We start from the raw sequence: 24,400 nt of genomic DNA, 5'->3' as shown, positions 1-24,400 counted from the left end.
TGGCAAGGAGCGATACTCCCCTTGACTCTTCTGGCTCCGAAAAAAGAAAATACCTAAAGAATAATAGTATTATGAACAGAATCATTATAACAATAGTATTGTTCCTGGCTTGCCTTGTATCGCCTGTCAAGGCCCAGCCCGGACAGTTGGCCGCCATTAAGGGCACGGTGGCCGAAGGCTACAACTTCTGGCTGTACGCCCCGCGTGAGTATGTGGCCGAACATAGGCGCATACCGGTAATAATATTCCTGCACGGGGCGAGCCTTTGCGGCAATAACATGCAGCGGGTGCGGCGTTACGGACTGTTGCATGCCATAGAGAAAGGCCGCTACTATCCGGCCATGGTGATAGCACCGCAAAATCCAGGCGGGGCATGGAGCCCGAAAAGAATAGCAAACATACTCGACTGGGTGCAGGCCAACTACGATACGGACACCACACGTGTATACGTCATCGGCATGAGTCTCGGAGGATATGGAACACTCGACTTCACCGGGACATATCCCGAGCGTGTGGCGGCTGCCATGGCACTTTGCGGCGGCAGTACGCTTAAAGACTTTTCGGGACTGGGGCGAGTGCCGCTGTGGATAATGCACGGCACAGCCGACCGTGCAGTGTCAATAAAGGAATCGAAGAGAGTTGTTGGTGCAATGCAGGCTGCGGGATATGACAAGCTGCTGCGCTATGACTGGCTTCCGGGGGCATCGCACGGTGATCCGGCGCGTATATTGTATCTCAAGCAGACATACGACTGGCTTTTCTCCCACTCGCTCGACGACAAGCCACGCTATCTTGAAACAGACATACCTATTTCAATGTCCGACTTGAAGACGGCATACGAGTATCTTGACCCGGAAGAGACACGGTTTGAGATAGTAGACGGAATCAGGAAGTCTGAATGATTATTGCCGATGTTCAGGCTGTGTGGACTATCGTTTTTACCTGTTAAGGCCTTATCCTTGTATTTGTGCAATGGACAAATACAAGGATAAGACCCTATACAGTACGGTTATCTGTTCTTTGAAAACACCATTCCATCCGTTACGTAACATTCGGAACAGTCGCTGACATCAGTCACATCGCTTACACTTATTTTTCCGTTGGCGGGATTGTATGTGAGCATGGCCTTGTGTATTCCACCGTCGCGTCCGCCGGTGAATGTCACTGTGGCCTTGTTTCCTTCTTCCGTCCACTTGGTGATGATGCAGTTGTCTATGTTCATGCCGTAGCAAACGCTTATCTTTCCGTAGCACATGTTTACCGTACCGTCGCTTTCGTCAACGACACTCTTTCCGTAAAGGTCGAGTTCCAGCATGCCTTCACTTCCGTTGCCCTTGAAAGTCCATATACCGGCAAAAGGGCCTCCGCGTTTCACGATGTAATCGCCCTTGAATGTCTTGTTTTCTTTTACGCTGATAAGCAGCATTTCCGGAAGAGTCACTTTCATCGTTCTGTCAGCCTGCAGCACCATTGTCACAGCACTGTCGTCGGAAGTTTTGCAGATGGCCTTGCTGCCCGAAATCTTTGCCTCTGTTATGTCGTATGATGTGCTTCCGTTTGCTGACATCAGTGTTATGAGTCCTGGGCAGGGCTCCTCGTCCATGCTCATAGGGTTGGGTATCGAATTGTTGTAGAAGTCGATGTTGAGGTGCAGTTCATCTGAATACCATACGCCCTTGAACGGCTTAGCGCCTGCCTTGATTGTGGCTGCGGCTGCCGTTGCCTGTGTAGCCGTTGCGGTTGTCGCCTGTTTTGCCGTTGCTGTCTCTTTGGCGTTTGTGTCGCCCACCACAGAATCGAGCGCCTTGTCTACCTTTTCAAGCGCTTTTCCTAGTTTCTTGAAGAACTGGGCGTTGGCCTCTTGAGGTAAGAAAGCCATGAGCGCGGCTACTGTCATTGTCACTAATAATGTCCTTTTCATATCTTCTTATCGTTTTGTTTGTGTTATTTGTGCAGTTATCTTTGTCTTATCCGTAGAGTAAGAATCAGTTGCTATACTATGTGTTCCGTACCGTCTTTCGTGCGGATGATATTGTTGCCGAGAATATCCTTGCCCACAATCTCCGCCTCTTCCTCACTTCCGTCGTCATAGATCACTTTTCCTTTCTTATTGCCGCCATTGCTGAAGAACACCTTGAAAATGACATAGAGGAAAATAAGCAGCAGGGCTATCATGACAAGCATCATGGCCAGATAGAAGGCTATGAATGTGAGCACGGCCATATAAACGGCATATCCTATCCGTCCGCCCCAGCCGGGGAAAGCTTTGATGGTGGGATAACTTTTCTTTCCGATGTAGCCGAAAAGTGCCAGCAGAAGCAGTCCGGCCACTACATTTATGGTCTTGTTGTCGATGCTTGTCATTTGCAGGACGAAGACAATCAGACTGACAATGGCTCCTCCGATGAAGGCATTGATGATGAGATTACCCGACACAGGGGTGTGTACAGGGTTGAGACGTGCGAACATGGCATTGTCCAGCTTGTTCAAAAATTTTAATTCCATAGTTTTTTAATACATGTTATGAATTGGGTGGTTTTCCGATAACGGTACTTAATTGTACAATTATCAGTCTGCGCGTATCCGATAAACAAGTTTATTTGTTTATGACAAGTATCCTTGTTTATGACGAGAAGAAGCGGACGGCAGAGATAAGGTTGATCTATGACGATACGAAAAACGTGGAACCTATGCCTGTCACTCGTTCTACGGTCAGAGGCTCTGGTAATCGCCCGAATGTCGAAACGAGCAACGCCAAAGCCCCACGCCGATATGTTGACCTTTGTCTCCCATACACATACACCGGCATACGGCACGTATAGCCGTGTGCGTACAGCAGGGAGACGTTGATATGACATACCCATAGAGCGTTGACCATTGCCTTGTTCTTTGACATTCATTCGAAATTTACCAGATTTCTGACCGTCAAAATCAAGACGTCAACAACGCCTTTAATAAATAAAGATGGCTATATTCCGTCACGCGGTCAGCAGCCATGTCATTTCCCACCTCACTTGATTACAGTTTCCTGTATTGCCATGCGTGGGCTTTGACAGATGCAAAGATAGGTAAAAAGAGTGAAAAAATGAAAAATAAATATAGAATTTAAAGTAAAAAAAGAGAATCATGAAGGTATTGCAAACGCAATGCCTTCATGATTCTCTATAATTTGGATATACGGACAAGGTGGTATATTAAGATTGTGATGAAATGGGATAATCGAAAACTATGTCATCTGATGACACTTTTTCTCGATTAGTTTTTGGTTGCATGAAGGAACACAAATACATTTGTAATCGGAAACTCTGTCACCCGGTGACATAAAATTCGATTAACGATGAAAAGTATTGAACGGAAAAAAATACCAGAACGAACTCGTTTCCCTGCGGAATAACGGGATGACCAAGATTATAGAAATGTAGAGCCCGACAATCTCACAAGCCGTAATCAAATGTATGTAACAATGGAAACCAACGTTTGAATAAGAGGCGGCAACGGTACTGTCCGTTGCCGCCTCCTGCCTTTACGCGCCTATCTGCTGCTGGTAGATGGTCAGTCCGAAGTGGGGTGTGACGGCATAGATATGCTCCATGATGGTAGCAAGGTTGTGTTCGTAGGCCACCCATTCCTTGTCATGGACAAAGAAGTAGAACTCTACTGGCAGTCCGGTGTTTGTGGGCTCGAGCTGGCGCACCATTAGAGTCATTTCAGAGTTTACTTCGGCGCACGAAGCCAGATAACGTTCTACGTATTGGCGGTAGAGTGTGAGGTTGACCACTCCCGGCCGTATGTCTTTTTCAGAGAAGTATTTTTTTTCAATGAGTTGTTTTCTGATGGCGTCGTCGACGGGACGTATGCTGCGGAAGTCATAGAAAACACGGCGTTTGACACGTCGTCCCGGGCTCTCCTGCATTCCAATCCAGTTCTGGAACGAGTCGTCGACGAGTGTCTGGGGTGTCACGGTCATGATGGTATTGTCGAAGTTGCGCACCTTTACCGTGGTCAGCGTAATGTCCTCCACGTTGCCGTCGATGCCCGATTTCGGCACTGTTATCCAGTCTCCTTTGTGCAGCATGTCGTTGCTTGTGAGTCGTATTCCGGCAACAAGTCCTGATATTGTGTCCTTGAACACGAGCATCATTATGGCCGACGTGGCGCCAAGTCCGGCAAAGAGCGTCGAAGGGTTCTTGTCGATTGTGATGGCAACGATCACAATTACGGCTATGAATATTATGATAATCTTGAGCACACCGCAGAACGAGTGGAAATATTGGTTTGTTGCCGAGCGTTTGTCGTTGTTGAGCTGTTTCAGCGAGTCTATGAGCACGATGGCCAGTCGCACCGACATTACAGTGATGTATATGGCCGTAAGCCGTTTCAGAAGTTCGTGTACAAAGGGAAATTCCTTGAACACGAGCGGCAGCAGAATCCATATCACTATGGCCGGAGCGATGCGGCTGGCCGCCACGAGCACCCGTTTGCTCAGCATCACGTCGTCCCATGTGTTTTTGGTCTTCTTTGTCAGCTTGTGTATCATGGGCATCAGTATTCTGCGGCACAATATTCCGGCGAGAGCAGACAGCATTACGGCTATCATCACCAGAAGCGTGTGGCGCAGTATGGTTACGGCACTGCCCGTGATGCCGCACAGGCTGATGAACCGGTCTACGTAGATTCCTATTATTTCCATATTCTTTATTTATGTTTTAGAGTTTCTTTTTTTAATCCTTTCATGGTCAAGGCTCGCAGAGCACCGTGCATACACGGTCGTGAAAAGCGCGCCCGCTGCGACCCTGCATTACGCCCTGGTTGATTATTGCGAAGCACAATGTGTGGCCATTGGAGGCAGTGCAGTAACCGGCCAGTGAGCTGATGCCGGTCAGCGTGCCTGTCTTGGCATGCACGTTGCCCGATGTAAGTCCGCCGCGCATACGGCCTTTCAGTGTGCCGTCTTCCCCGGCTATGGCCATTGACGGATAAAGATGGACGAATATCTCGTTGTTTCTGAAGGCATAACGCAACATTCCCACTTCCAGTTCGGCCGAAACATAGTTGTAGAGCGACAGTCCGCTTCCGTCGGCAATCCTGTAGGCCCCTGCGTCAAGTCCTATGCGCGAAATCAGTTTGCGTATTGCCGTCCGTGCGTGCGACGCCTTGGCCGGAGTGTTGCCCGTTGCCGACGCAATCTGGTAGAACATGGCTTCGGCAAAGAGGTTGTCGCTGTCTTTCATCATCCTTATGAGCACCTGATCGATGGTGTGAAACCGTGAGCATACGATGAATGCGCCGTTGGGAAGACGGCCTTGCGCAAGTTCGGCCTCGACAGTGACGCCCCTGCTTTCCAGTTCCTCGACAAAGCGTTCGGCAAATCTGTCCTTGCGCGATATGAGCAGTGGTGACAGCACGGGGTTGTCGTCGTCCCAGCACCATCCCTCGCCGTAGCGCAGAGTGTCTTTCATCGACTTGTCGGCCACGATGCGGCCGCGGATTGTGTCAACGCCCATCTGAAGTATGGACTCCACGAAAGCGTTCATGTCGTCGCTGTTGAACAGCGGGTCGAATCCGCCCACACACCATATGTCGCCCGTGAGGGTACGGTTTTCGATGACACCGGTATGGTAGAGCGATGTCCGGAAACGGTAGGAGCCTCCCAGACGGTCGATGGCAGTGATGGCCGTGAGCACCTTCATTGTCGATGCCGGCCGCATGGTCTGCCGCTCGTTGTGGCGGAATATGGCACTGTCTGCCGTAAGGTCGTAAACCATGATTCCTATCTGCGACGTGTCGAACATCCTGTCGCCCAGCATGTCCGTAATCTTTGCCTGTACATTTTGCGGCCATGGCAGTATGGAGTCGGCCGCAGTGGAGTCTGCGGATGTGGCGCTGAGGAGCGGGTCTTCGCGCTCAGTGATTAAATCATTGTCCGTCTGTGCCGCCGTCGGGACGCATATGCATATCAGCGACATTATGACGATGAAGTATCTTTTCATAAGAAAAACATGTCTTTGTTACAGTAGTGCAAATTTACGATAAAATCGTGAGATTATGCACCCGCAGAATGAGGAAAATGATTCCCGTTGGAGGAAATATGTTTACTTTAACGTATGTTAAGCGCCATCCGGCCTGATGTTTCTGCACAACGGGCCGAAAATTGCTGTTTTTGCTTCAAATGGGGAGCGCTGATTATCAATACGTTACAAAAACCAAGCTCTGTAAAGAAAGCAGAGAGGCCCTTATCGGCTTGCAATAAGGCCGTTATTGCATTGCGACGGAGGCCTCGTTGCAATGCGAAACGGCCGTTGCGGGAGTGCCGGGAGGCCCTTACGGCAAAATTACCATGCAGAAAACAGGTGTAAAGAAAGCAGAGAAGGCCTTACGGCTTTTCTATTTCGGGAAAAATAAAATGCGTTTTTTCAGAATAATCCTTACGTTTTCATTGACGGACATATGCGGGGCTGGTTTTTATTGGTTTTTACAACATCTGATACATTTTTCTTAATAAAAATATTGTCACCTTAAAAAGTTTTGTTATCTTTGCAGGCGTTAAAGACAGGAAACAGCCATCATGGCTGTATGAAAGAAATGACATCAAATCTGAAAACTATATTTATCAACCGAAACAATGAGTAACAGAATTATTATGAGCATAGCAATGGCTTTGATATGCTCAATGGCAATTGCACAGACTTACAGATGTACAAGGGCGGAAAAGGAAGTTTTCGACCAATATCCAGACGAGATTCTCCATCGTACGAATTACCGGACCGACGAGGAGTGTGTACGGCTTAACGCACGCTATTACATACCCGCCGACAAACAGGCGCTCATAAGACAGTATGTCAGCAACAGGGAGTTTCATAAGGTATGTCTGGAATTTCTTCTTCCCGATTCGCTCCAACAGCGTGTAAAAAGAAAAATCAGACTGGACGAGCATTATCAGGACTCTATCGACATGGTGCTGATTCCTGAGTACGGGAATAAAATATCGGGCGACAACATCAGCTATGCCCTCCACAGCAGGAAATATATCAAGCTCGATGATGCCCAATATGATTATATGCTTGCAAAAGCGCTTGACATGGCCCACAGGATACGGAGAAACCGGACGTTGAACGTATGGAACGAAGAAATGGAAATAATAAGGAAGACTCTGTCAAAGGAACAGCTTTACAAGTTTTTCCGCAACAAAAACTCTGCCAAAGTAACGAAAGAGGCACGACAGGCATGGAAACGTATCTGCGAGGCCGGACTCGACACACAGCTTGACAGCGTAAAGGACATGAGTCTTGCCATCTCATATTTCAACGAGCGGCAGAGGATAAAGGACATATACCGGTATTATGGTACGTCCCAGAAAAAATATCTTGCGGAACTGAGCAGACATATGCCGCCGATGATAAAAATGCTGGATTCCCTCGATAAGAAAGCCAGGATGGAAGAACAAGAAAAGAAGAACGGGACCGTGGGCAAAGACTTTATATGGTAACATAATCCATAACTTATCAATTATAATACGAACCTAAGATGAAAACAGATTTCAGATGTATCAATATGTCGAAACTCAGCATATTGGTAATGGCTTGTGCGCTGTCTTTAGGCACCACCTGTATGCAGGCATCAGTTAAAATTCCGCCCGAAGACATAAAGCACGCGGTGAGAATATTGAAAAACATCGACACCGACCAATCGAAAGACTGGGCCATCAGTCTTTTGAGAAAGGCAGCCGACAACGACACTCTTGCCTATGCCATGAATACTCTCGGACTGGCCTATATGGCCGGTGCCGGTGTGGAGCAGGATTCGGCACAGGCCGTGGCATGGTTGGAAAAGGCGGGGGCGCACGGGTACAGCGAGGCCTATCACAACCTTGGCATGATGTATAAGGACGGTGGAGGCGTAGCCCAGAATTTCGCCAAGGCATACGACGCTTTCAGGCGCGGAGCTGAAAATGGCTCGGTTGTCTGTAAGTACGACGAGGGGTTCATGCTATACAAAGGTCTTGGATGCGGGCAGGATTATATACGCGCCGCCAGACTGTTCGACGACGCTATAAGCAAAATAGAACACACTCCGTCGATGTATATGCTCGGACTTTGCTACCGCAACGGCTATGGAGTGCCGCGCGATTCGGCACGTGCCGGACAGCTCCTCGACCGTGCTGCGATGTTGAGTTTTGGCCCGGCAATGGAGGAACTGAGACGCAGCCGCCCGGAGAACTATTTGGGCGAGATGTACGGGGAGGACGGTGTTGATGCCGAAGCACCTGCACAGATGCCCGAAATCTCTGCCGAAGTGAACGACACAAGCCTGATATACGGCATGCACAGCGGATTCATCGTGATGTACGACTGGAGTGGAAAATTCGTATTGGGCGAGAAGCCGGTAACTATGGATATACGTCGCGCCGGAGAGGGAAAGGCCGCAGGCCGAATGATACTGGCCGGCGACACCGTCGCTTTCAAGGCAGATATAACAGCCGACGGCCGTCTTCTGTTCTCAAAAGGAAACGTAAGGTTGAACGAACGCTACAACATAGGGCAGAAAACAAACTACCGTATGGATAATGCTGTCCTTGATGTATGGAAAGACAAGATCTTTGGGCGGCTGAACCTCTATTCGCTCAATCTGAAAGAACCGGAACGCCCGATGTATATCGAGCTGTCGCGCATTTCAATGCACGGCAACAGCGTTGACGCTGACCAACGCTTCACACATATCCATGCCACCCCCAATCCTTTCAGGCATGAGTTTACAGCGACGTTCGAACTGCAGGAACAGTGCAATGCGCAGGTGCGCATTTTCGATCAGGCCGGAAGAATGGTATATACGCGCAGTCTTGGCACAATGAGTGCCGGCAAGCACGATGCTGCAATAGCTCCGCAGATTAAAGACGGCACTTATGTGCTGAACATCAAAGCCGGAAAACAGATTTTGCGTGCAATAATCGTTAAAAAAGGAGACGCGCTATGAAAAAGTTTTTGTTGATAGCAATATTTTTTCTAACTTTGTTACCCGTAATCGGAGACGGTGGCTATTCGCGGCTGTCGGCCCAGAGGATGGCATTCGAGGACGGTTCGTGGTGGCTGCCTGATGTGGAGGTCAACGGTGAAAAAAAGGAGACATGCGACATTTGTGGTGAAACCTACGATGCCAATGACCCAAGCAGCCATGAATGTACTGTAAAATGTGAATACTGTGGTGAGACAGTCGACCTTGATCGTTATGATCATCACATGGAAACCGTTCATCCTAATCTTGCTGATGGTTCCTATTGTCCTTTCTGCAATACTCAACTGACAAAGGAAGAGGAGTATACACATGACTGTCGGAATCTTACAATAACAGGAGGTTCAGGTGGAGGCTCCGGTGGTTCCGGAGGCGGCTCATTAAACATCGGTATAGGTACAGGTGGAAATTCTGGAGGAAACAATGGAGGAGGTACTGGAGGGAACGATAATGGAAATACCGGTGGAAACAATAATGGGAATAATACTCCTCCCTCTTCAAACAACTGGAAAGGATTGGATAATGCCATTAAACATTTGAATTCCAAAGCGATAAGTTATAAAGAGTATAAAAGAATAAAAAAATCCGGAGAATGTGCAAAATACGTCCGTTTGGCTCTTCAGGCTGGTGGAATAGATACATCAGACCATCCTGTATATGCAAAAGACTATGGTTCGTATTTGATAAAATGGGGATTTCATGAAGTTTCACGTACGAATTATGTTCCTCAAAAGGGTGATATAAGGGTATGGCAGAATTATCCGGGAGGCAGTGTAGCCGGGCACATCCATCTGTTTAATGGTCAATCTTGGGTTTCTGATTTTTTCGAACCTAATAACGATGGTCCCAATCCCAAATACAGAAAATACAATAATTATAAAATATATCGAAGATGAAAAAAACCAATTTATTTAAGATCATGTTATCGGTATTCTTTATGCTGTTTTCTTGCGTATCTTTTGCACAAACAGCATCAGAAGATGCTATGTGTAAAAAGTTGGAAACCTTTTACAAGGAATACTATCGGTTGGCAATGTCTGATGAACCGAATGATTATACAGACGGACTAATCAAGTTGATAAAGAAATACTGTACAAAAGAATTTGCTGAAAGAATAGAATATGACCAATTAAATGGAGTAGGATTAGATTTTATAATGGATGAACATGTTGACTGTTCATATATTTCAACTCTGTCAATCTCAAAATCCGACAAATATTATAAAGTGTCATTTGATGCTGATATTCCGGATGTAAATGGTAAAAAGACAAAGAAAAAAGTAATATTGGCTGTTTATCTGAAAGACGGATTGGTTGATGATGTTGATGAACTGCAAGGTTGGGAACAATGATCTGAAAAGAAACCGGTACATAGAGAATTTCTATGATGCTAAACATCTTTGTGCGAAAGAAGCGTAAAAAGAGCTGTGTCAGGCTATAGAAACTATGGCTTGGCGCAGTTTTACTTATGCATCCGTAGAATGTAATTTGATGTTTTATCTACACCATTTGGATATTACAATAATAAACTGTTTTGTATTTCAAACACTAACCTATTAATGCTACTACCATAACTGTATGAATAAGAAAACGGTATTGAAGAACATCGCATATGCTATTTTTGTCATTACATGCGTGCTGACGGCAATTGACACCGGCCTGTTTGTCTATCCTTCGCTGTCAAGATACCTTCTGCTTGAGGCCGGAGCAATGGTCTTGTCGGTTTTATGTATTCTCACGAATATTGTATACAGGCGGGATATAGCAATAGGAAAATTGGGATTGTTCATATTTGCCTGGATTTTATACATAATCCTGCACGGTTGTCTTATTGCTGAGACATGCGAGCAATACCGTACATATTATTTATGTACGACACTGTTGCTGATCCTCGTGGCGGCAGACATGCAAAAGGCACGGTTGCTTACACGCAAAAATATTGAGACAACATTGCTGGCCATTGCCGCCATACACATTGTCTGTATCGCTGCACAAAGCATTGGTGTGGCAGAAAGCGGTAATGAATATTTTGATGTTACGGGATGTAATGAGAACCCTACAGTCACGGCAATCTATCTTGTGGGGTGCATCCCAATGCTGGCTGCCCGCATAAAAAGAGGAGAACACAAACCGGCATACTTCATATTCCTGCTTGCGGTCATGACAGGCATTGTCATTCTGAACTGCCGTACGGCATACATAGGCTTGGGAGTGGAATTTGCCGTCGTCATTGCCGTTAAATATAGCCGGCAAGGTCATGCTTTAATAAAGAGGCATGGGGCATACACATGTCTGCTTGGTGTGGTGCTGTTGCCGATTGTCGTCGTTGCCGGCATGAAGATGTACGGCATGAAGAAGGATTCTGCCGACGGCCGTATGCTGATATGGAAGCTGTCTACGGAGATGATGGCCGGAAAGCCGTCCGGATACGGTTACGGACTGTTTGAAAAGAACTACAATTTGCGACAGGCCGACTATTTCGCCAACCGCGAATACACCGATACAGAAAAGCGCAACTCCGACTTTGTATATATGCCATACAACGACTATCTCGAACACGGCATTGAAGGAGGTATTGTCGGTATGGTTTTCCTACTTGCTTTTTATGCGATGATGGCAGGAAAGGCGGTGCAGGCTGACGACAAAGAGGCTGTGGCGGTCTTTGCCGCCTTTGCGGTGATGTCGCTGTTCAATTTCGTGTACACAACGATACAGTCGTGGCTGCTGGTCGTATGCTATGCGTCGTTTGTTCTGGCAAAGACAGACTGTCACGTCTCGTCAACAATACGTCTGTCCCACCATGCTGGCATCGCCATATTGGTGCCTGTCGCCTTTGCCATGTATACAGTCTTCGGTTTTGCCGGTGCCCAGATGCAGCTGAAGCGAACAGGCAGTGCTGCCATCGGCCTGCATTGCACCGACGACCGGAATCTTGAAGCAATGGAACACCGTATAGGCACGTCCGAAGCATACTGGAGCCACAGGGCCGCCAACAGCATCGCCTGCAAAAACTACACCGAGGCTTTGTCGCACATCCGCAAAGCCCGCAGATATTCATCGCATCCCGAACTGTTTGCCATGGAATACAGCTGTCTGAAACATACGGGCAACGTTGACGATGCAGCATGCCGGCTGGACACATTGTCCTATATGCTGCCGCAGAAACTCTCCGTCAAGTATATGCTGATGAAACATCACATCGGCGGCAACCGTCCGCAGGAGGCCCTGCGCTACGCCGACGATATTCTTTCTACCGAAATAAAAGTGAAATCCGACGAGGCTGAAAATATCAGAAACCGGGCAAAACATTTCAAGAAACACTATGAACAGAAAAATTAAAGTGCTGTTGGCATTGGCCGCAGCAGTTGCAGTACCGTCAATAGCCCAGCAGTCGTACAGGGAGAAGTATGCCGACCTGCTTGAACTCTATTCCGGAAACAGTGAAGACAGTTTGAAATACAAAGCGGCAGTATTTCTTGTCGACAACATGGACGGACATATGTCGCCCGAGGGAAAACCTATGGAGCGGTACACGCAACGTGTGAGAACGATAGGAAAGACCACCGGCATCCACCGGCTGCAGACAGAATGGCACGACGCTGCGAAGACGGGGCCGGTAAGGCATCTGCCGGACAGCGCGGTTGTAAGCAGCCGGTATCTTGCCGACAACATTGAGGCGGCGTTTGCAGCGTGGGAAAAGGCGGCGTGGAAAGACGGGATAACATTCTGGCAGTTCTGCAGATACATACTGCCATACCGTGTCAACGACGAGTATATCGGTGGCGAATGGCGCGAGACACTGCGTACACGTTACGGTGCCCTGACCGAAGGTGTGTCTGACGTGAGGCAGGCATTCGCCATCGTCAAGGATTCTGTGTTCAAGGCCGTAGCACTGTCGAACGACTATTGCCCGTACAATCTTGACCCTGTCACCTGTCACATCGTCGGCCGGGCCGAGTGCAGCCAGCGGTGCATACTGCTTGTAGCTGTGCTGAGGGCGCTCGGCATACCGGCTGTAATTGACGGCACACCCATGTGGGCCGACTACAGCAACAAGGGACATGCGTGGGTGGCCATGGTGGCTTCCAACGGGGATACATATACCGTATATGAGGATGACAAGGTGGCCCGACTGTTCAACCCCGTCGACGCGTCACGGTTTATCCCACGCTACAGGATTAAGCCGGAAGACAACTGTCCGTATACCGTTAAGACAGAAAAGACACCGGTAAAGGTGTACCGTATATGCTATGACCGCTGCAACAGAGTGGAGCCGGAAGACCCCATGATGCTTGCAAGCCCGTTCATACAGGATGTCTCTCCGCAATACGGTCTTAAGGCTGACATAGAGCTGGATGCAGACAACAACGATGCCGTGTATCTGTGCTCGTATCTTTCGGGTATGGACTGGGCGCCGGTAGCCAAGGCCAAGCCTGAAAACGGACGGGCTGTATTCCGTGGCGTGGGCGAAGGGGCCGTGTGCGTGGCCGTAACTGTGGGTGAAGGCAAAAGAAAAACCGTGTCGTGTCCGTTCATCGTAGGCGAAAATGGTATTGAGAAAGAGTTTATACCGTCGCCCACCGAAAAACATACGATACACATAAACCGTAAATATCCGTTGTGCTCGTACATCACTGACACTTGGGGGCCTATGCGTGGAGGAACATTCGAAGCTTCCATGACCGAAGATTTCAGCGATGCCGACACAATTGCCGTGATACGGACAATGCCTTACGGCATGACCACGCTTGACGTATCGCCGGATTCGCATGGCAGGAAATACCGCTTCCTTAGGTATCATGCTCCGGCCAACAACCGTTCCTCGCTCTCTGAACTGCAATTCTACACTACCGGTGAGGCGGGAGAGCAGGAGCTGCTTACAGGCAGATATTTTACCTCCGGAACAGACTCTGCAAAACTTGGCAATGTGTTCGACGGCAATCCGGCAACTGCGGGCAAAGGGCTCAAAACGGGCTACACCATCGGCCTTGATCTCGGGGAGAACAATGCCGCCACGATTTCAAAAATAGTGTTCGGCCCGTCAACCGACCTGAACTTTGTGGAGAAAGGCCATCTGTACGAACTGTACTGTTTCGATACCGAATGGCGGCTTTTGGGGAGGGTATATTCAAAGGGTGACAGCCTCACCTTCGACAATGTTCCGGTAGGTGCGCTGCTGCTTCTGAAAGACAAGAGCGGAGGAAAAGAGGAACGTATCTTCGAGTATACAGACGGTAAACAGATATGGCACTGAATCGTAAATCAACTGACAATTATTAAAACATAAAAAACAATGAGTAACAAAATTCTTTTAAGCATTGTATTGGCATTGATGTATTCAACGGCAAATTTTATTCCTTTTCCACGTATATAATAAAAATCGTAAATGAAGAAGTTCTTTTGTATTATCATCGCTTTGCTCACTCTGTTCTTTACAGCTGGAGCACAGAACATTACAGGCAAGTGGAAGTGTTCTAAAGATTTTCTGAATAGTTTGGGTACAGCATACGTGGAAATGCGTGGGTATTATAAATTCAAGAAAGACAGTAAGTTTTCAATCAAAATACATGGTAGAGGCTTAAGATTTGGAAGGGGATATAAGAATATTTCCAAGCATCGTACTATATACATCAACGTAAAAGGGACTTACAGTATTGCAGGCAATACAATTACAACCACGGTAAAGCCGGAAGATGTTTCCTGCTATATAGATACAGGGTTAAACGCTCCGGAAATGCCAACTGCCTATGAAGCAGACAGAAGAGCTATGGCTGAATACAATTGGAAAAATAATACATACGAGCAAGGTAAAAGCGAAGCTCATTTTCAAGAAGAGACTGTAAAAAACGAACTGATGTACGTTTGGAACTGGACGTGCGAACCCGTCACGGTGACAAAGAAAACTCTGACGATAGGGGATAAGGTGACGTTCGGAAGATAGAAGAAAGATCGAGGCGTGATATTGCAGGATGTATGACATTCATATTATTCTGGAAATTCTTCATCTTACATTCTTCATTCTTCATTTTAATTGTTACTTTTGCACGAGTAATTCTATATAGTATTATGGTATTCAAATATGATTTCCTGATTATCGGCGCCGGAGTAGCCGGTATGAGTTACGCCCTGAAGATAGCCAGAGCGCACAAAGGCCGTGTGTGCATGATATGCAAGACATCGCTCGATGAGGCCAATACGTCATTCGCGCAAGGCGGAGTAGCATCGGTGACCAACCTGCGACTCGACAATTTCGACAAGCACATAGAAGATACAATGATAGCCGGCGACTACATCAGCGACCGGCGGGCCGTGGAGCAGGTGGTGCGCAACGCCCCCGGTCAGATACGTGAGCTGGTGGAGTGGGGGGTTAACTTCGACCGTAATGACAAAGGCGAATTCGATCTGCACCGTGAGGGCGGCCACTCGGAGTTCCGCATATTGCACCATGCCGACGATACGGGAGCCGAAATACAGCGAGGACTGATGGAAGCCGTGCGGGCTTGTCCCGACATAGAGGTGAAGGAAAACCATTTTGCAGTGGAAATAATCACTCAGCATCATCTTGGTGCGCGGGTGACACGTCGCACGCCGTATATCAACTGTTATGGTGCATACGTGCTCAACCCCGAGACGGAGAAGGTGGACACGTATCTAAGCAAGGTGACGCTGATGTGCACGGGCGGATGCGGAGCGGTGTATCAGACCACGACCAACCCCGTGATAGCCACGGGCGACGGTGAGGCGATGGTGTATCGTGCCAAAGGAACGGTGGCCGATATGGAGTTCGTTCAGTTCCATCCCACGGCATTGTATCATCCCGGTGAGACACATCCGGCATTTCTCATCACCGAGGCTATGCGCGGTTACGGCGGCATACTGCGTCTGCCTACGGGCGAATCGTTCATGGAGAAATACGACGAGCGCCTGTCGCTTGCGCCGCGTGATATCGTGGCGCGTGCCATAGACAAGGAGATGAAAATACACGGTCTTGACCATGTATGCCTTGACGTGACCCACAAGGACCCCGAGGAAACGCGCCGGCATTTCCCCAATATCTATCACAAGTGCAAGATGATAGGGATAGACATAACGACAGACTATATACCCGTGAGGCCGGCAGCCCACTACATGTGCGGCGGCATCAAGGTCGACCTCAATGGCGAGTCGTCGATACAGCGGCTCTATGCCATCGGTGAGTGTGCCTGCACCGGATTGCACGGAGGCAACCGTCTGGCGAGCAATTCGCTCATAGAGGCCGTGGTATATGCCGACGCTGCGGCCCGCCATTCGCTGGCACATGTTGACGAGTATGACTTCAACGAACAGGTGCCGGAATGGAACGACGAGGGGACGATGACCAACGAGGAGAAGATTCTCATCACGCAGAGTCAGCGTGAGGTGACGCAGATAATGAGCAACTATGTCGGTATAGTGCGCAGCGACCTGCGTCTGCACCGTGCGTGGGACCGTCTCGACATGCTCTATGAGGAGACGGAGCGGCTGTTCAAGCGTGTAAAGGCGAGTCGTGACATCTGCGAGTTGCGCAACATGATCAACGTGGCCTATCTGATAACCCGATGGGCTATAGAACGCAAGGAGTGCCGCGGACTGCACTACACAACCGACTACCCGCTGCATGCCTACGACGGAAAATGACATTGCGGGCGATTGTGTGAAATACATATGTATTGGTATACGCATTTCATTGTTTTTGGGTATTCCGGCATCGTATGACGATACATTGATATAAGGATTTCATACTTTTTGGGTATTGTGACATATGCGATAATGCAATATCTTTGCATACGCTAAGATACAATATCACACAAGGTTTTATGAATATCCGCAGAATAATTACAGGCTGCACTCTCTGTGCGGCCTGTATTGCAAATATATATGCCGGTGACATCAATGGTTTCAATGAAATCACAGGTGTTCGTGACACTGGCAGCAGGCTTCACGGTGAGGTGTACAGTGAAATGAATTACGGTTACAACTTTGAGGGTGCTGACCGCAACAGGTGGGATTTTCCACATATTGTGGCTTCGGCAGTATTGGATATGGGGCGCGGATGGACGCTTTCTGCCGAACTTGAATATGAGCGTATGTATGAAGATGGAGAATGGTGTGACGATCATTCGGACAATTTCGCTACAAGCAGGTTCTATCTCAACAAGCAGTGGAATGACAGGTTCGGCCTGAAGATTGGTATAGTCGATGTACCGTTGGGAGTGACCAATGCCGGTGGCCCGGCACTGACGGTTTACGACCCGCTTAGCGAGGCTGCACTGATGCCCATGACATGGCATGAGGCCGGAGTCGCTGTTCATGGCACGCTTGGCGGCACCACGATTGACTATATGCTTGCAGCGTTGGTCTGTGGCGATCTGCCTTTGGAGGATTGTCGTGCCGTGGGAGTGGCCACGGCCTTGGGATGGCAGCCTTTCAGTGGGATGCGTCTGAGTGTCGGAGGATTCTGCGGCAACACGTCGCGGGGCATGCTAAGACATGGTGCTCCTGATTTTATAGATGCTTCCTTTTTGTCGTATGGAGTGGCTGGTGCGTGTTATGAACACGCCGGGTGGGTGGCATCGGGCTCTTTCATTCATTGTACCGATGGCGATGTGCGCTCGGTTGGTGTAGAGGCCGGTTATAATGTGCTTTCGTCTGTCGGTGACGGTCGGTGGGGTTTGACACCGTTTGTGAGATACGACGGTGTGTTTCATTGTCCCGGAGGAGACGTCGACAAATTTACCATAGGACTGAACGCTGCATTGCCGGGCAATTTCATTGTCAAGGCCGAAGCAGGCCGATGCGGATATGGCTCGTATGGTACGGTAAACACGCTTGATGTAAGTGTCGGATATACTTTTGTGTTTTAGTCAGGTAATGTCGTTTCATACATAGATGCCTGACTGGCTGTTTTTTCTTAGGCAGGTGAAAAAACGGCGGCTTTTATTTTGTACTTCACCCTATTTGCGTTAACTTTGCCATTCCAATATTCGTATGGCAACAGAAAACAGAGAAATGGATGTAACAACAGGAAACAACAGTCGTGGAATGACAGACCGCAGGCTTACGATACGCGTGAGCCGCTATTCGCTGTCGTTCTCAACGGTGAGCATGGTGACAGGCAATGAAAATCCGGTGATATTCGAGCCATATACCGTGAAGAGCGGTATATCAATGGCTGCGAATCTGCGCGAGGCGCTGAAGACAGCTTCGTTGCCGGCCCGTGACTATGGACGGGTGACTGTTATGATAGATTCTCCGGTGCTGCTGATTCCTGTCGGGATGTTTGGCGAGGATAGTTGTGCTATGCTTTATGCTCATTCATATCCCGGAAATGGTAACAGTGTGGTGCTGCATAATGTGCTGCCCGAGCAGAATGCCGTGGCGGCCTTTGCCGTAAACAGAGACTTGAAGCTCGTTATAGACGACCGTTATCGTGATGCGCAGTTCTTGTGTGCCATGTCGCCGGTGTGGCGTTATCTGCATCAGCGTAGTTTTGTAGGATCGCGCAACAAGCTGTTCGGTTACTTCCACGACCGTAAGGTGGAGGTGTTCGGCTTCTGTCAGAATCGTTTCAAGTATTGCAATGCTTTTGATGCCTCTCACGCTCAGGATGCTCTCTATTATCTGTTGCATGTGTGGAAACAGCTTATGCTCAAGCCGGAGTATGACGAGATGCACATCGTGGGCGATATTCCGGAGCAGGAGTGGATGATAGAAGAGCTGAGGCGTTATCTGCAACGGGCATATATAATAAATCCGTCAGGCGATTTCAACCGTGCTTCTGCCACACGGGTGAAAGGCATGCCGTACGATCTTGTTACGTATTATGTCAAGGGGAGGTGAACAATGAGAATAATCACAGGAGAATATAAGGGCCGTCACTTTGATGTGCCCCGGTCGTTCAAGGCCCGGCCTACGACTGATTTTGCCAAGGAGAACATCTTCAACGTGCTTGGCGGATATATTGATTTTGACGGGGCTACAGCTCTCGACCTTTTCTCTGGTACCGGCAGCATATCGCTCGAACTCGTGTCGCGCGGTTGCAGCCGTGTGGTGAGCGTTGAGATGGACCGTGATCATCATGCTTTCATCTCACAGTGTCTCAAGAAACTCGGCACCGACAGGTGCGTGCCTGTGCGCGGTGATGTGTTCCGCTTCTTGAAGTCGTGTCGCCAGCAGTTTGATTTCATCTTTGCCGACCCGCCTTATGCGCTTAAGGAACTGCCTAAGATACCCGATCTCGTTCTCGGCAAGGGATTGCTTGCCGAGGGTGGAGTGTTCGTTTTTGAACACGGAAAGGACAATGACTTCAGCGCTCACTGTAATTTTGTGGAGCACAGGGCGTACGGCAGTGTGAATTTCTCGATGTTCAGAGTTTAGTTTTGTTACAACAATGGAGACAGCAATCGGGTAAGACTTTCCCATAGTCGGGCGAAGAATCCCGGTGACATGCGTTCGGCAACCTTGTCGAACATTACCGATGATTCCTGATCGCTGAGAAATATTGATTTGAATTGCAATGCCGTTGCCTTGTCGTAGAAGAAAGCGTTGGCCTCGAAGTTGTTTTCAAAACTGCGCGAGTCGACGTTTGTCGAACCGCACGTGCTCAGCGAATCGTCGCAGATAAGAACCTTGCTGTGTATGAAACCGGCGGTGTAGAGATATACCTTTACGCCGGCTTTGGTTATTTCCCGCAGATATGAGCGGCTTGCCCATTCCACAAATTTGGCATCGGCCTCCATCGGTACTATCAGGCGCACGTCGATACCGCCAAGTGCGGCGGTCTTCAAGGCGAATAGTATCGGTTCGGTAGGAATGAAGTAAGGGGTCTCGATGTAGATATATTTCCGTGCACCCATTATCACGCGCAGGTAGCCCTGCATTATTTCCGGATATGGCGACGCGGGGCTGCTCGTCACTATCTGTGCCAGGCAGTCGTTGGTGATAGTACAGGGCGGATAGTACTTACGGTTGGAAATCAGAGTGCGGTCTACGAAATACCAGTCTACGAGAAATACCATTTGAAGGGCATAGACCCCGTTGCCGGATATCTTTACCATTGTGTCGCGCCATTTCTGTTTTCCCATACCTTTCACATAGCGCAGTGCGATGTTCATGCCGCCGGTGAATCCCGTCACTCCGTCTATCACTATTATCTTGCGGTGATTGCGGTAGTTGGCTTTGCTCGTGAACGAAGGAAAGCGTACCGGCAGAAAGGGATGGACCTCAATGCCCTCTTCGCGCATGCGTTCGAAGAAGCGCTGAGGAACGTTCCAGCAACCCACGTCATCATATATCAGTCGTACTTCAACTCCTTGGCGGGCCTTGTCGATGAGCGCGTCAGCCACGAGACAGCCTAAAGGGTCGTCGGCAAAGATGTACATATCGATGTGTATGTGATGGGTGGCTCTGCCTATGGCAGCGAGCAAAGCCGTGAAAAAGCCGTGTCCGTCGGTGTATATGTCCGTTTCGTTGTCCTTGAACGGCAGTGACAGGTTTTGATTGATGAAGAGGTCTATTGTCTGTTTGTGCTCTTCGGGCAGTCGCAGAGCCTGCTGTTCGACGAAGTTGAGCATGGAGCGTTTGCCCAGCTGGTTGAGGCTGCGTGCGCTGATCAGGCGTTCCTTGCGTGTGTCTATGCCGAAGAAAATGTATAGCAGTATTCCGGCCACGGGCACGAAGTATATCACGAGAACCCACGCCATGGTCTTGGCCGGCAGGCGGTTGCCCATCAGGACGTGTACTATTGTGAGTATCACGATTATCTTGTGTATTATTATGCCTGTGATGTATAGTTCGTGCATGGCTGATAGTTGTGTTGTTTATTTGAATCCTGTCAGTTTGTGGGTTTGTAGAGACAAACGCCATTTCGGATTCCGGAGGATATATTCTATGCAGGCTTGCGTGATGAGGCTGTTGCGTTCAGGGCAGCCCGTGTCGCAGGGTTGCAGAAAGTAATAGTCGGCCTCAATTCCGTAGTCGTTTGCGATGGTTGTATGCCCGTCGAATATACATTTCAGTTCGTTGCATCGGCGCACCACTGTGGTTCCAGCTTTGCCGGCAAAGGATTCTTTCGGCGATACCGTAATCCAGTCAACGCCGGCAGGGACCGGGTGTGTGCCGTTGGTTTCCATGGCCACTTCGTAGCCGTTGGCGTGCAGCAGGGCAATGAAAGCGTTGTCGGCCTGTAATGTCGGTTCACCTCCAGTAAGCACCACGAAGCGCGACGGATAGGCGCTTATGGCTGCGATGATGTCGGTGTCATTCATTTCGTTGTATTCCGAAAACTCTGTATCACAGAAAGGACAGCGCAGGTTGCATCCGGCAAATCGGATGAAAATGGCGGCTCTGCCGGTGTTGCGGCCTTCGCCTTGCAGTGAATAGAATATCTCGTTTATTCTTTTCATTATCGGTAGTTGTTTGTTGCTGTAGCGACGGATCTGTTTGTATTCTGCGGTATGACACTTTTTGTTTATGCTGCAAATTCTATTCTTCGTCTGCAACGTATGTCGCAGTGTTGCCCTCGCTTTCCTGTACTGTAGTCTTGTAGCATTCCGGTATCTGCTCGGTGCACCATCTGGCTATGTTCTCTGCTGTAGGATTGAAAGGCAGAAGCTCATTCAAATCACCGTGATCGAGATAGCCGTGGATACGCCGCTTCACATCGGTAAAGTCGCAAACCATGCCGTTGGCGTTCAGTTCGCGTGCTTTGCAGTATACCGTTATCAGCCAGTTGTGCCCATGGCGGTTTGTACATTTGCTCTCATAGTCGAGTTCGAGCCTGTGGCAGGCCGATATTTCCATTGTTTTCTTGATATAGTACATCGTTGTTTATGTTGAGTCTTTACCTGTTTATATCATTATGTCGTTGCCCAGTTTTCGTGCCAATGTATCGCGGAGCAATTGCGTTTCTTTCTGTTCCTGTAATAGTTGCATGATGCGTTCCATGTCGTTGCCGGCCTGCCGGAGTTGAATCTGTATGTCCTTCAGATGCCGTTTGACGATGTCCATGCGGAAGTCGAGTATCAGGTGCACCACACGCTGTCGCAGAGTCTCGGGTTTGTGCTGCATTTCAAGGGTGCGGCTGAGTTGGTAACGATTGATGGCAAGATCACCGGCAAGCTGACTGATATGCACATCGGGATGGTGCATGAAATATGTCTCGGCGCGGAACCCCTCATCATTGTTGTGCTCTACGGCCTCGGCCAGAATGCGGTTGTGCAGTTCGTTGGCAAAGTGCAGACCGTCTTGTGACAGGTCGTAGTCGATAAACTGTGCCACCGACAGGCTGATTGTCTGACCGTCTTCGGTCTCCAACCCGTCAAAGATTATTTCCTCGCCGTGGCGTATTATGTTCTGAACGAGCATCCGTTCTACCTCAGTAGACTGTTCCTCCACGGTGTGCAGACCTATCCGCGGCAGTTCGGTCCCGTTCGTGGCAGTTCCGTTGTCAGCACCTTGCGTGGCGGTCGTTCCATCCTGTCTGTTCTGCAATCTGCGCTGCTCGCGCTCCAGTTCCTTCGCCTTGTCCTCGCGGTCGCCGCGGATGAAGCCGTTCATTGTGTTTATAAGTGTCTGCTCGTTCATTTGCAGACGATGCGAACATTCGCGGATATACGTGTCGCGTGTTATCTGGTTGGGTATCACCGACACGCTCTTTACTATACTTGCTATGGCTTCCGACCGTTTTACCGGGTCGCTGACGCCATTGAGCAACAGGTCAGTCTTGAACTGTATGAAGTCCGTCTGATGCATTGCGATATACTTTCTCAGCTCCTCCGCACTATGCTTGCGCGAGAAACTGTCAGGGTCGTCACCGTCAGGAAGTATGAGCACCTTGATGTTCATTCCCTCTCCCAGCAGCATGTCAGTGCCTCGCATGGCCGCGTGTATGCCCGCTTCGTCGCCATCGTAGAGCAGAACCACGTTTTGCGTGAACCGATGTAACAGGCGTATCTGGTATATGCTGAGCGCCGTACCCGAATTGGCTACCACGTTCTCCAGTCCGCATTGGTGCATGGCAATGACGTCGGTATAGCCTTCGACCATGTACACGCAGTCCTCTTTGACGATGGCTTTCTTGGCCTGATACAGTCCGTAGAGTTCATGGTCTTTATGATAGATGTCCGACTCGGGTGAGTTGACGTATTTCTGTTGCACGCCTTTGGTGCGCGAGTCGAGCAGACGACCGCCGAAAGCGTTTATCTTGCCGCTGACGTTGAACCACGGAAATATCACACGACCGGCGTAGCGGTCTGCCAGTTCACCGTTGTCTTTTCTGTAGCATAGGCCCGTCTTTACGAGAAATTCCTCCTTGTATCCTTTCTTCAGTGCTGCTTCCGACAGAGCGTTGCGTCGTGGTAGGGCATAGCCAAGCTGGAACTTCTGCATTATGTCGTCGCGTATGCCGCGGCTGCGGAAGTACTGTTTGCCGATGGCCTGCCCGTCGACATCGTTGTTCATGATGTCGCGGAAATAGTCTTTCGCCCATTCGTTGACGATGAACATGCTTTCCCGCTCGCTTGCCTCGCGCTTCTCGTCGTCGGTGAGTTCACGCTCCTGTATCTCGATGTTGTATTTGGCTGCCAGCCAGCGTAGTGCCTCGGGATAGGTAATCTGCTCATGCCTCATTATAAAGTGTACGGCACTGCCGCCCGCTCCGCACGAGAAACATTTGCACACGCCCTTCGCCGGCGATACGTAGAACGACGGAGTCTTGTCATCATGGAAAGGGCAAAGCCCCACATAGTTCACTCCACGCTTGCGCAGAGTGACAAACTCCGATACCACGTCGACTATCTGTGCGGCGTCAAGGATACGTTCTACGGTTGTTCTGTCGATCATATTTTTTAGGAGTAAAAGGAGTTAACGGGAGTTATCGCTCCCTGCGGTCGCTCAGGAGTTAAAGACATATGCTTTATTCTTCTTTTTGAGTAAAAGGGAGATTATTCATCTATAATCAAGTTTTTATATGCATTATTTATTATACCTCTGCAATAGGAATTCAGAAGTCGGCTTGTGTCTTCTAAATGTTCATTGAGAGTATCATACGTATTTTGATTGATGTATTCGAGATCTTTTGACAATATAATGTAGTAACGGCATTCTTCAAGACTTCCTTGTGCTATATTCATGAAGCGCAACTTGTCTGCTTTGCTCAGTTTGCGAAAGCCCTCGGCAATGTTTGCCGGTATGGAGACGGCTGCGCGCTGGAATTGGGCTGCCAGCCCGTACTTCTCAAACTCAGGAAAGAAACGTGTCGTCTTGTATATTTTGACAACAAACTCATGTGCTCTTTGCCATGCTTTAATATTTTTGAATGTATTTGTCATAAATATCTTTTTGTCGCATTAATCCCCTTTAACTTCTAAATAAGAACA

22 protein-coding genes are annotated in these 24,400 nt (G+C 48.9%); 13 read left to right on the top strand and 9 right to left on the bottom strand.

The window, feature by feature from the left end; genetic code table 11:
• Positions 1 to 71 precede the first annotated feature (71 nt).
• On the top strand, positions 72 to 902 hold the full coding sequence (locus HPS55_RS05190; RefSeq protein ID WP_172177090.1) for a carboxylesterase family protein: 831 nt from the start codon (positions 72 to 74) through the stop codon (positions 900 to 902).
• A gap of 107 nt (positions 903 to 1,009) precedes the next feature.
• Here the strand turns inward: HPS55_RS05190 and HPS55_RS05185 are convergent, their stop codons facing one another.
• Positions 1,010 to 1,921, bottom strand: coding sequence for a hypothetical protein (locus HPS55_RS05185; RefSeq protein ID WP_172177088.1), 912 nt, complete (start codon positions 1,919 to 1,921; stop codon positions 1,010 to 1,012).
• Between the two features lie 71 nt (positions 1,922 to 1,992).
• A complete protein-coding gene (locus tag HPS55_RS05180) occupies positions 1,993 to 2,505 on the bottom strand; it encodes a hypothetical protein (RefSeq protein ID WP_172177086.1) in 513 nt (170 codons plus the stop codon).
• Positions 2,506 to 2,606: 101 nt separating this feature from the next.
• Between HPS55_RS05180 and HPS55_RS05175 the strand changes: the two genes are divergently transcribed.
• Positions 2,607 to 2,822 carry a hypothetical protein gene (locus HPS55_RS05175; protein WP_172177084.1) on the top strand — a complete coding sequence of 72 codons (216 nt, stop codon included), beginning with the start codon at positions 2,607 to 2,609 and terminating at the stop codon, positions 2,820 to 2,822.
• 701 nt (positions 2,823 to 3,523) lie between these two features.
• Here HPS55_RS05175 and HPS55_RS05170 read toward each other — a convergent pair.
• Both HPS55_RS05170 and dacB read right to left on the bottom strand, forming a co-directional pair.
• Entirely contained in the window at positions 3,524 to 4,690 is a 1,167-nt protein-coding gene (locus tag HPS55_RS05170; RefSeq protein ID WP_172177082.1) for a mechanosensitive ion channel family protein, read from the bottom strand.
• Between the two features lie 46 nt (positions 4,691 to 4,736).
• The gene (gene dacB / locus HPS55_RS05165; protein WP_172177080.1) at positions 4,737 to 5,990 is read right to left on the bottom strand and encodes a D-alanyl-D-alanine carboxypeptidase/D-alanyl-D-alanine endopeptidase; all 1,254 of its coding nucleotides are present in this window, start codon (positions 5,988 to 5,990) and stop codon (positions 4,737 to 4,739) included.
• A gap of 632 nt (positions 5,991 to 6,622) precedes the next feature.
• Here dacB and HPS55_RS05160 point away from each other — a divergent pair.
• The 11 genes from HPS55_RS05160 to HPS55_RS05110 all read left to right on the top strand — a co-directional run bounded on the left by HPS55_RS05160 (position 6,623) and on the right by HPS55_RS05110 (position 19,400).
• A complete protein-coding gene (locus HPS55_RS05160) occupies positions 6,623 to 7,486 on the top strand; it encodes a hypothetical protein (protein WP_172177078.1) in 864 nt (287 codons plus the stop codon).
• Between the two features lie 38 nt (positions 7,487 to 7,524).
• The gene (locus tag HPS55_RS05155) at positions 7,525 to 8,970 is read left to right on the top strand and encodes a T9SS type A sorting domain-containing protein (protein ID WP_172177076.1); all 1,446 of its coding nucleotides are present in this window, start codon (positions 7,525 to 7,527) and stop codon (positions 8,968 to 8,970) included.
• A complete protein-coding gene (locus HPS55_RS05150) occupies positions 8,967 to 9,902 on the top strand; it encodes a peptidoglycan amidohydrolase family protein (protein ID WP_172177074.1) in 936 nt (311 codons plus the stop codon). The genes HPS55_RS05155 and HPS55_RS05150 overlap by 4 nt, the downstream gene beginning before the upstream one ends.
• Positions 9,899 to 10,357, top strand: coding sequence for a hypothetical protein (locus HPS55_RS05145; RefSeq protein ID WP_172177072.1), 459 nt, complete (start codon positions 9,899 to 9,901; stop codon positions 10,355 to 10,357). Before HPS55_RS05150 ends, HPS55_RS05145 begins: the two co-directional genes overlap by 4 nt.
• A 226-nt stretch (positions 10,358 to 10,583) precedes the next feature.
• Entirely contained in the window at positions 10,584 to 12,344 is a 1,761-nt protein-coding gene (locus tag HPS55_RS05140) for an O-antigen ligase family protein (protein WP_172177070.1), read from the top strand.
• Positions 12,328 to 14,259: a transglutaminase domain-containing protein gene (locus HPS55_RS05135; RefSeq protein ID WP_172177068.1), complete on the top strand. Its 1,932-nt coding sequence runs from the start codon at positions 12,328 to 12,330 to the stop codon at positions 14,257 to 14,259. Before HPS55_RS05140 ends, HPS55_RS05135 begins: the two co-directional genes overlap by 17 nt.
• Before the next feature lie 132 nt (positions 14,260 to 14,391).
• Positions 14,392 to 14,946 (top strand): DUF2147 domain-containing protein, encoded by a 555-nt coding sequence (locus tag HPS55_RS05130; RefSeq protein WP_172177066.1) that lies wholly within the window; start codon positions 14,392 to 14,394, stop codon positions 14,944 to 14,946.
• A 125-nt stretch (positions 14,947 to 15,071) separates the two neighbouring features.
• Positions 15,072 to 16,661, top strand: coding sequence for an L-aspartate oxidase (gene nadB, locus HPS55_RS05125; RefSeq protein ID WP_172177064.1), 1,590 nt, complete (start codon positions 15,072 to 15,074; stop codon positions 16,659 to 16,661).
• 179 nt (positions 16,662 to 16,840) lie between these two features.
• Positions 16,841 to 17,887, top strand: a complete 1,047-nt coding sequence (locus HPS55_RS05120) for a hypothetical protein (RefSeq protein WP_172324738.1) — start codon at positions 16,841 to 16,843, stop codon at positions 17,885 to 17,887.
• 124 nt (positions 17,888 to 18,011) lie between these two features.
• Positions 18,012 to 18,863 (top strand): DUF3822 family protein, encoded by an 852-nt coding sequence (locus HPS55_RS05115; protein ID WP_253945842.1) that lies wholly within the window; start codon positions 18,012 to 18,014, stop codon positions 18,861 to 18,863.
• Between the two features lie 3 nt (positions 18,864 to 18,866).
• Positions 18,867 to 19,400 carry an RsmD family RNA methyltransferase gene (locus tag HPS55_RS05110; RefSeq protein WP_172177060.1) on the top strand — a complete coding sequence of 178 codons (534 nt, stop codon included), beginning with the start codon at positions 18,867 to 18,869 and terminating at the stop codon, positions 19,398 to 19,400.
• Positions 19,401 to 19,405: 5 nt separating this feature from the next.
• On the opposite strand, the gene cls is transcribed toward HPS55_RS05110, so the two are convergent.
• The 5 genes from cls to HPS55_RS05085 all read right to left on the bottom strand — a co-directional run bounded on the left by cls (position 19,406) and on the right by HPS55_RS05085 (position 24,352).
• On the bottom strand, positions 19,406 to 20,824 hold the full coding sequence (gene cls / locus HPS55_RS05105; protein ID WP_172177058.1) for a cardiolipin synthase: 1,419 nt from the start codon (positions 20,822 to 20,824) through the stop codon (positions 19,406 to 19,408).
• 18 nt (positions 20,825 to 20,842) lie between these two features.
• A complete protein-coding gene (locus HPS55_RS05100; protein WP_172177056.1) occupies positions 20,843 to 21,427 on the bottom strand; it encodes a 7-carboxy-7-deazaguanine synthase QueE in 585 nt (194 codons plus the stop codon).
• A 79-nt stretch (positions 21,428 to 21,506) separates the two neighbouring features.
• Positions 21,507 to 21,845, bottom strand: a complete 339-nt coding sequence (locus tag HPS55_RS05095) for a 6-pyruvoyl trahydropterin synthase family protein (RefSeq protein ID WP_172177054.1) — start codon at positions 21,843 to 21,845, stop codon at positions 21,507 to 21,509.
• A gap of 27 nt (positions 21,846 to 21,872) precedes the next feature.
• Complete coding sequence (dnaG, locus tag HPS55_RS05090; RefSeq protein ID WP_172177052.1) at positions 21,873 to 23,864, bottom strand: DNA primase; 1,992 nt, start codon at positions 23,862 to 23,864, stop codon at positions 21,873 to 21,875.
• A gap of 101 nt (positions 23,865 to 23,965) precedes the next feature.
• Entirely contained in the window at positions 23,966 to 24,352 is a 387-nt protein-coding gene (locus HPS55_RS05085) for a four helix bundle protein (RefSeq protein WP_172177050.1), read from the bottom strand.
• Positions 24,353 to 24,400 lie beyond the last annotated feature (48 nt).

This window comes from Xylanibacter rodentium, from assembly GCF_013166575.1.
GTDB classification, from domain to species: Bacteria; Bacteroidota; Bacteroidia; order Bacteroidales; family Bacteroidaceae; genus Prevotella; species Prevotella rodentium.
This window is presented reverse-complemented; position numbering and strand designations above follow the sequence as displayed.

Coding starts and splice junctions, on each gene's coding strand:
- HPS55_RS05190 (WP_172177090.1), top strand. CDS start 72: ATGAACAGAATCATTATAACAATAGTATTGTTCCTGGCTTGCCTTGTA.
- HPS55_RS05185 (WP_172177088.1), bottom strand. CDS start 1,921: ATGAAAAGGACATTATTAGTGACAATGACAGTAGCCGCGCTCATGGCT.
- HPS55_RS05180 (WP_172177086.1), bottom strand. CDS start 2,505: ATGGAATTAAAATTTTTGAACAAGCTGGACAATGCCATGTTCGCACGT.
- HPS55_RS05175 (WP_172177084.1), top strand. CDS start 2,607: ATGACAAGTATCCTTGTTTATGACGAGAAGAAGCGGACGGCAGAGATA.
- HPS55_RS05170 (WP_172177082.1), bottom strand. CDS start 4,690: ATGGAAATAATAGGAATCTACGTAGACCGGTTCATCAGCCTGTGCGGC.
- dacB (WP_172177080.1), bottom strand. CDS start 5,990: ATGAAAAGATACTTCATCGTCATAATGTCGCTGATATGCATATGCGTC.
- HPS55_RS05160 (WP_172177078.1), top strand. CDS start 6,623: ATGAGTAACAGAATTATTATGAGCATAGCAATGGCTTTGATATGCTCA.
- HPS55_RS05155 (WP_172177076.1), top strand. CDS start 7,525: ATGAAAACAGATTTCAGATGTATCAATATGTCGAAACTCAGCATATTG.
- HPS55_RS05150 (WP_172177074.1), top strand. CDS start 8,967: ATGAAAAAGTTTTTGTTGATAGCAATATTTTTTCTAACTTTGTTACCC.
- HPS55_RS05145 (WP_172177072.1), top strand. CDS start 9,899: ATGAAAAAAACCAATTTATTTAAGATCATGTTATCGGTATTCTTTATG.
- HPS55_RS05140 (WP_172177070.1), top strand. CDS start 10,584: ATGAATAAGAAAACGGTATTGAAGAACATCGCATATGCTATTTTTGTC.
- HPS55_RS05135 (WP_172177068.1), top strand. CDS start 12,328: ATGAACAGAAAAATTAAAGTGCTGTTGGCATTGGCCGCAGCAGTTGCA.
- HPS55_RS05130 (WP_172177066.1), top strand. CDS start 14,392: ATGAAGAAGTTCTTTTGTATTATCATCGCTTTGCTCACTCTGTTCTTT.
- nadB (WP_172177064.1), top strand. CDS start 15,072: ATGGTATTCAAATATGATTTCCTGATTATCGGCGCCGGAGTAGCCGGT.
- HPS55_RS05120 (WP_172324738.1), top strand. CDS start 16,841: ATGAATATCCGCAGAATAATTACAGGCTGCACTCTCTGTGCGGCCTGT.
- HPS55_RS05115 (WP_253945842.1), top strand. CDS start 18,012: ATGGCAACAGAAAACAGAGAAATGGATGTAACAACAGGAAACAACAGT.
- HPS55_RS05110 (WP_172177060.1), top strand. CDS start 18,867: ATGAGAATAATCACAGGAGAATATAAGGGCCGTCACTTTGATGTGCCC.
- cls (WP_172177058.1), bottom strand. CDS start 20,824: ATGCACGAACTATACATCACAGGCATAATAATACACAAGATAATCGTG.
- HPS55_RS05100 (WP_172177056.1), bottom strand. CDS start 21,427: ATGAAAAGAATAAACGAGATATTCTATTCACTGCAAGGCGAAGGCCGC.
- HPS55_RS05095 (WP_172177054.1), bottom strand. CDS start 21,845: ATGTACTATATCAAGAAAACAATGGAAATATCGGCCTGCCACAGGCTC.
- dnaG (WP_172177052.1), bottom strand. CDS start 23,864: ATGATCGACAGAACAACCGTAGAACGTATCCTTGACGCCGCACAGATA.
- HPS55_RS05085 (WP_172177050.1), bottom strand. CDS start 24,352: ATGACAAATACATTCAAAAATATTAAAGCATGGCAAAGAGCACATGAG.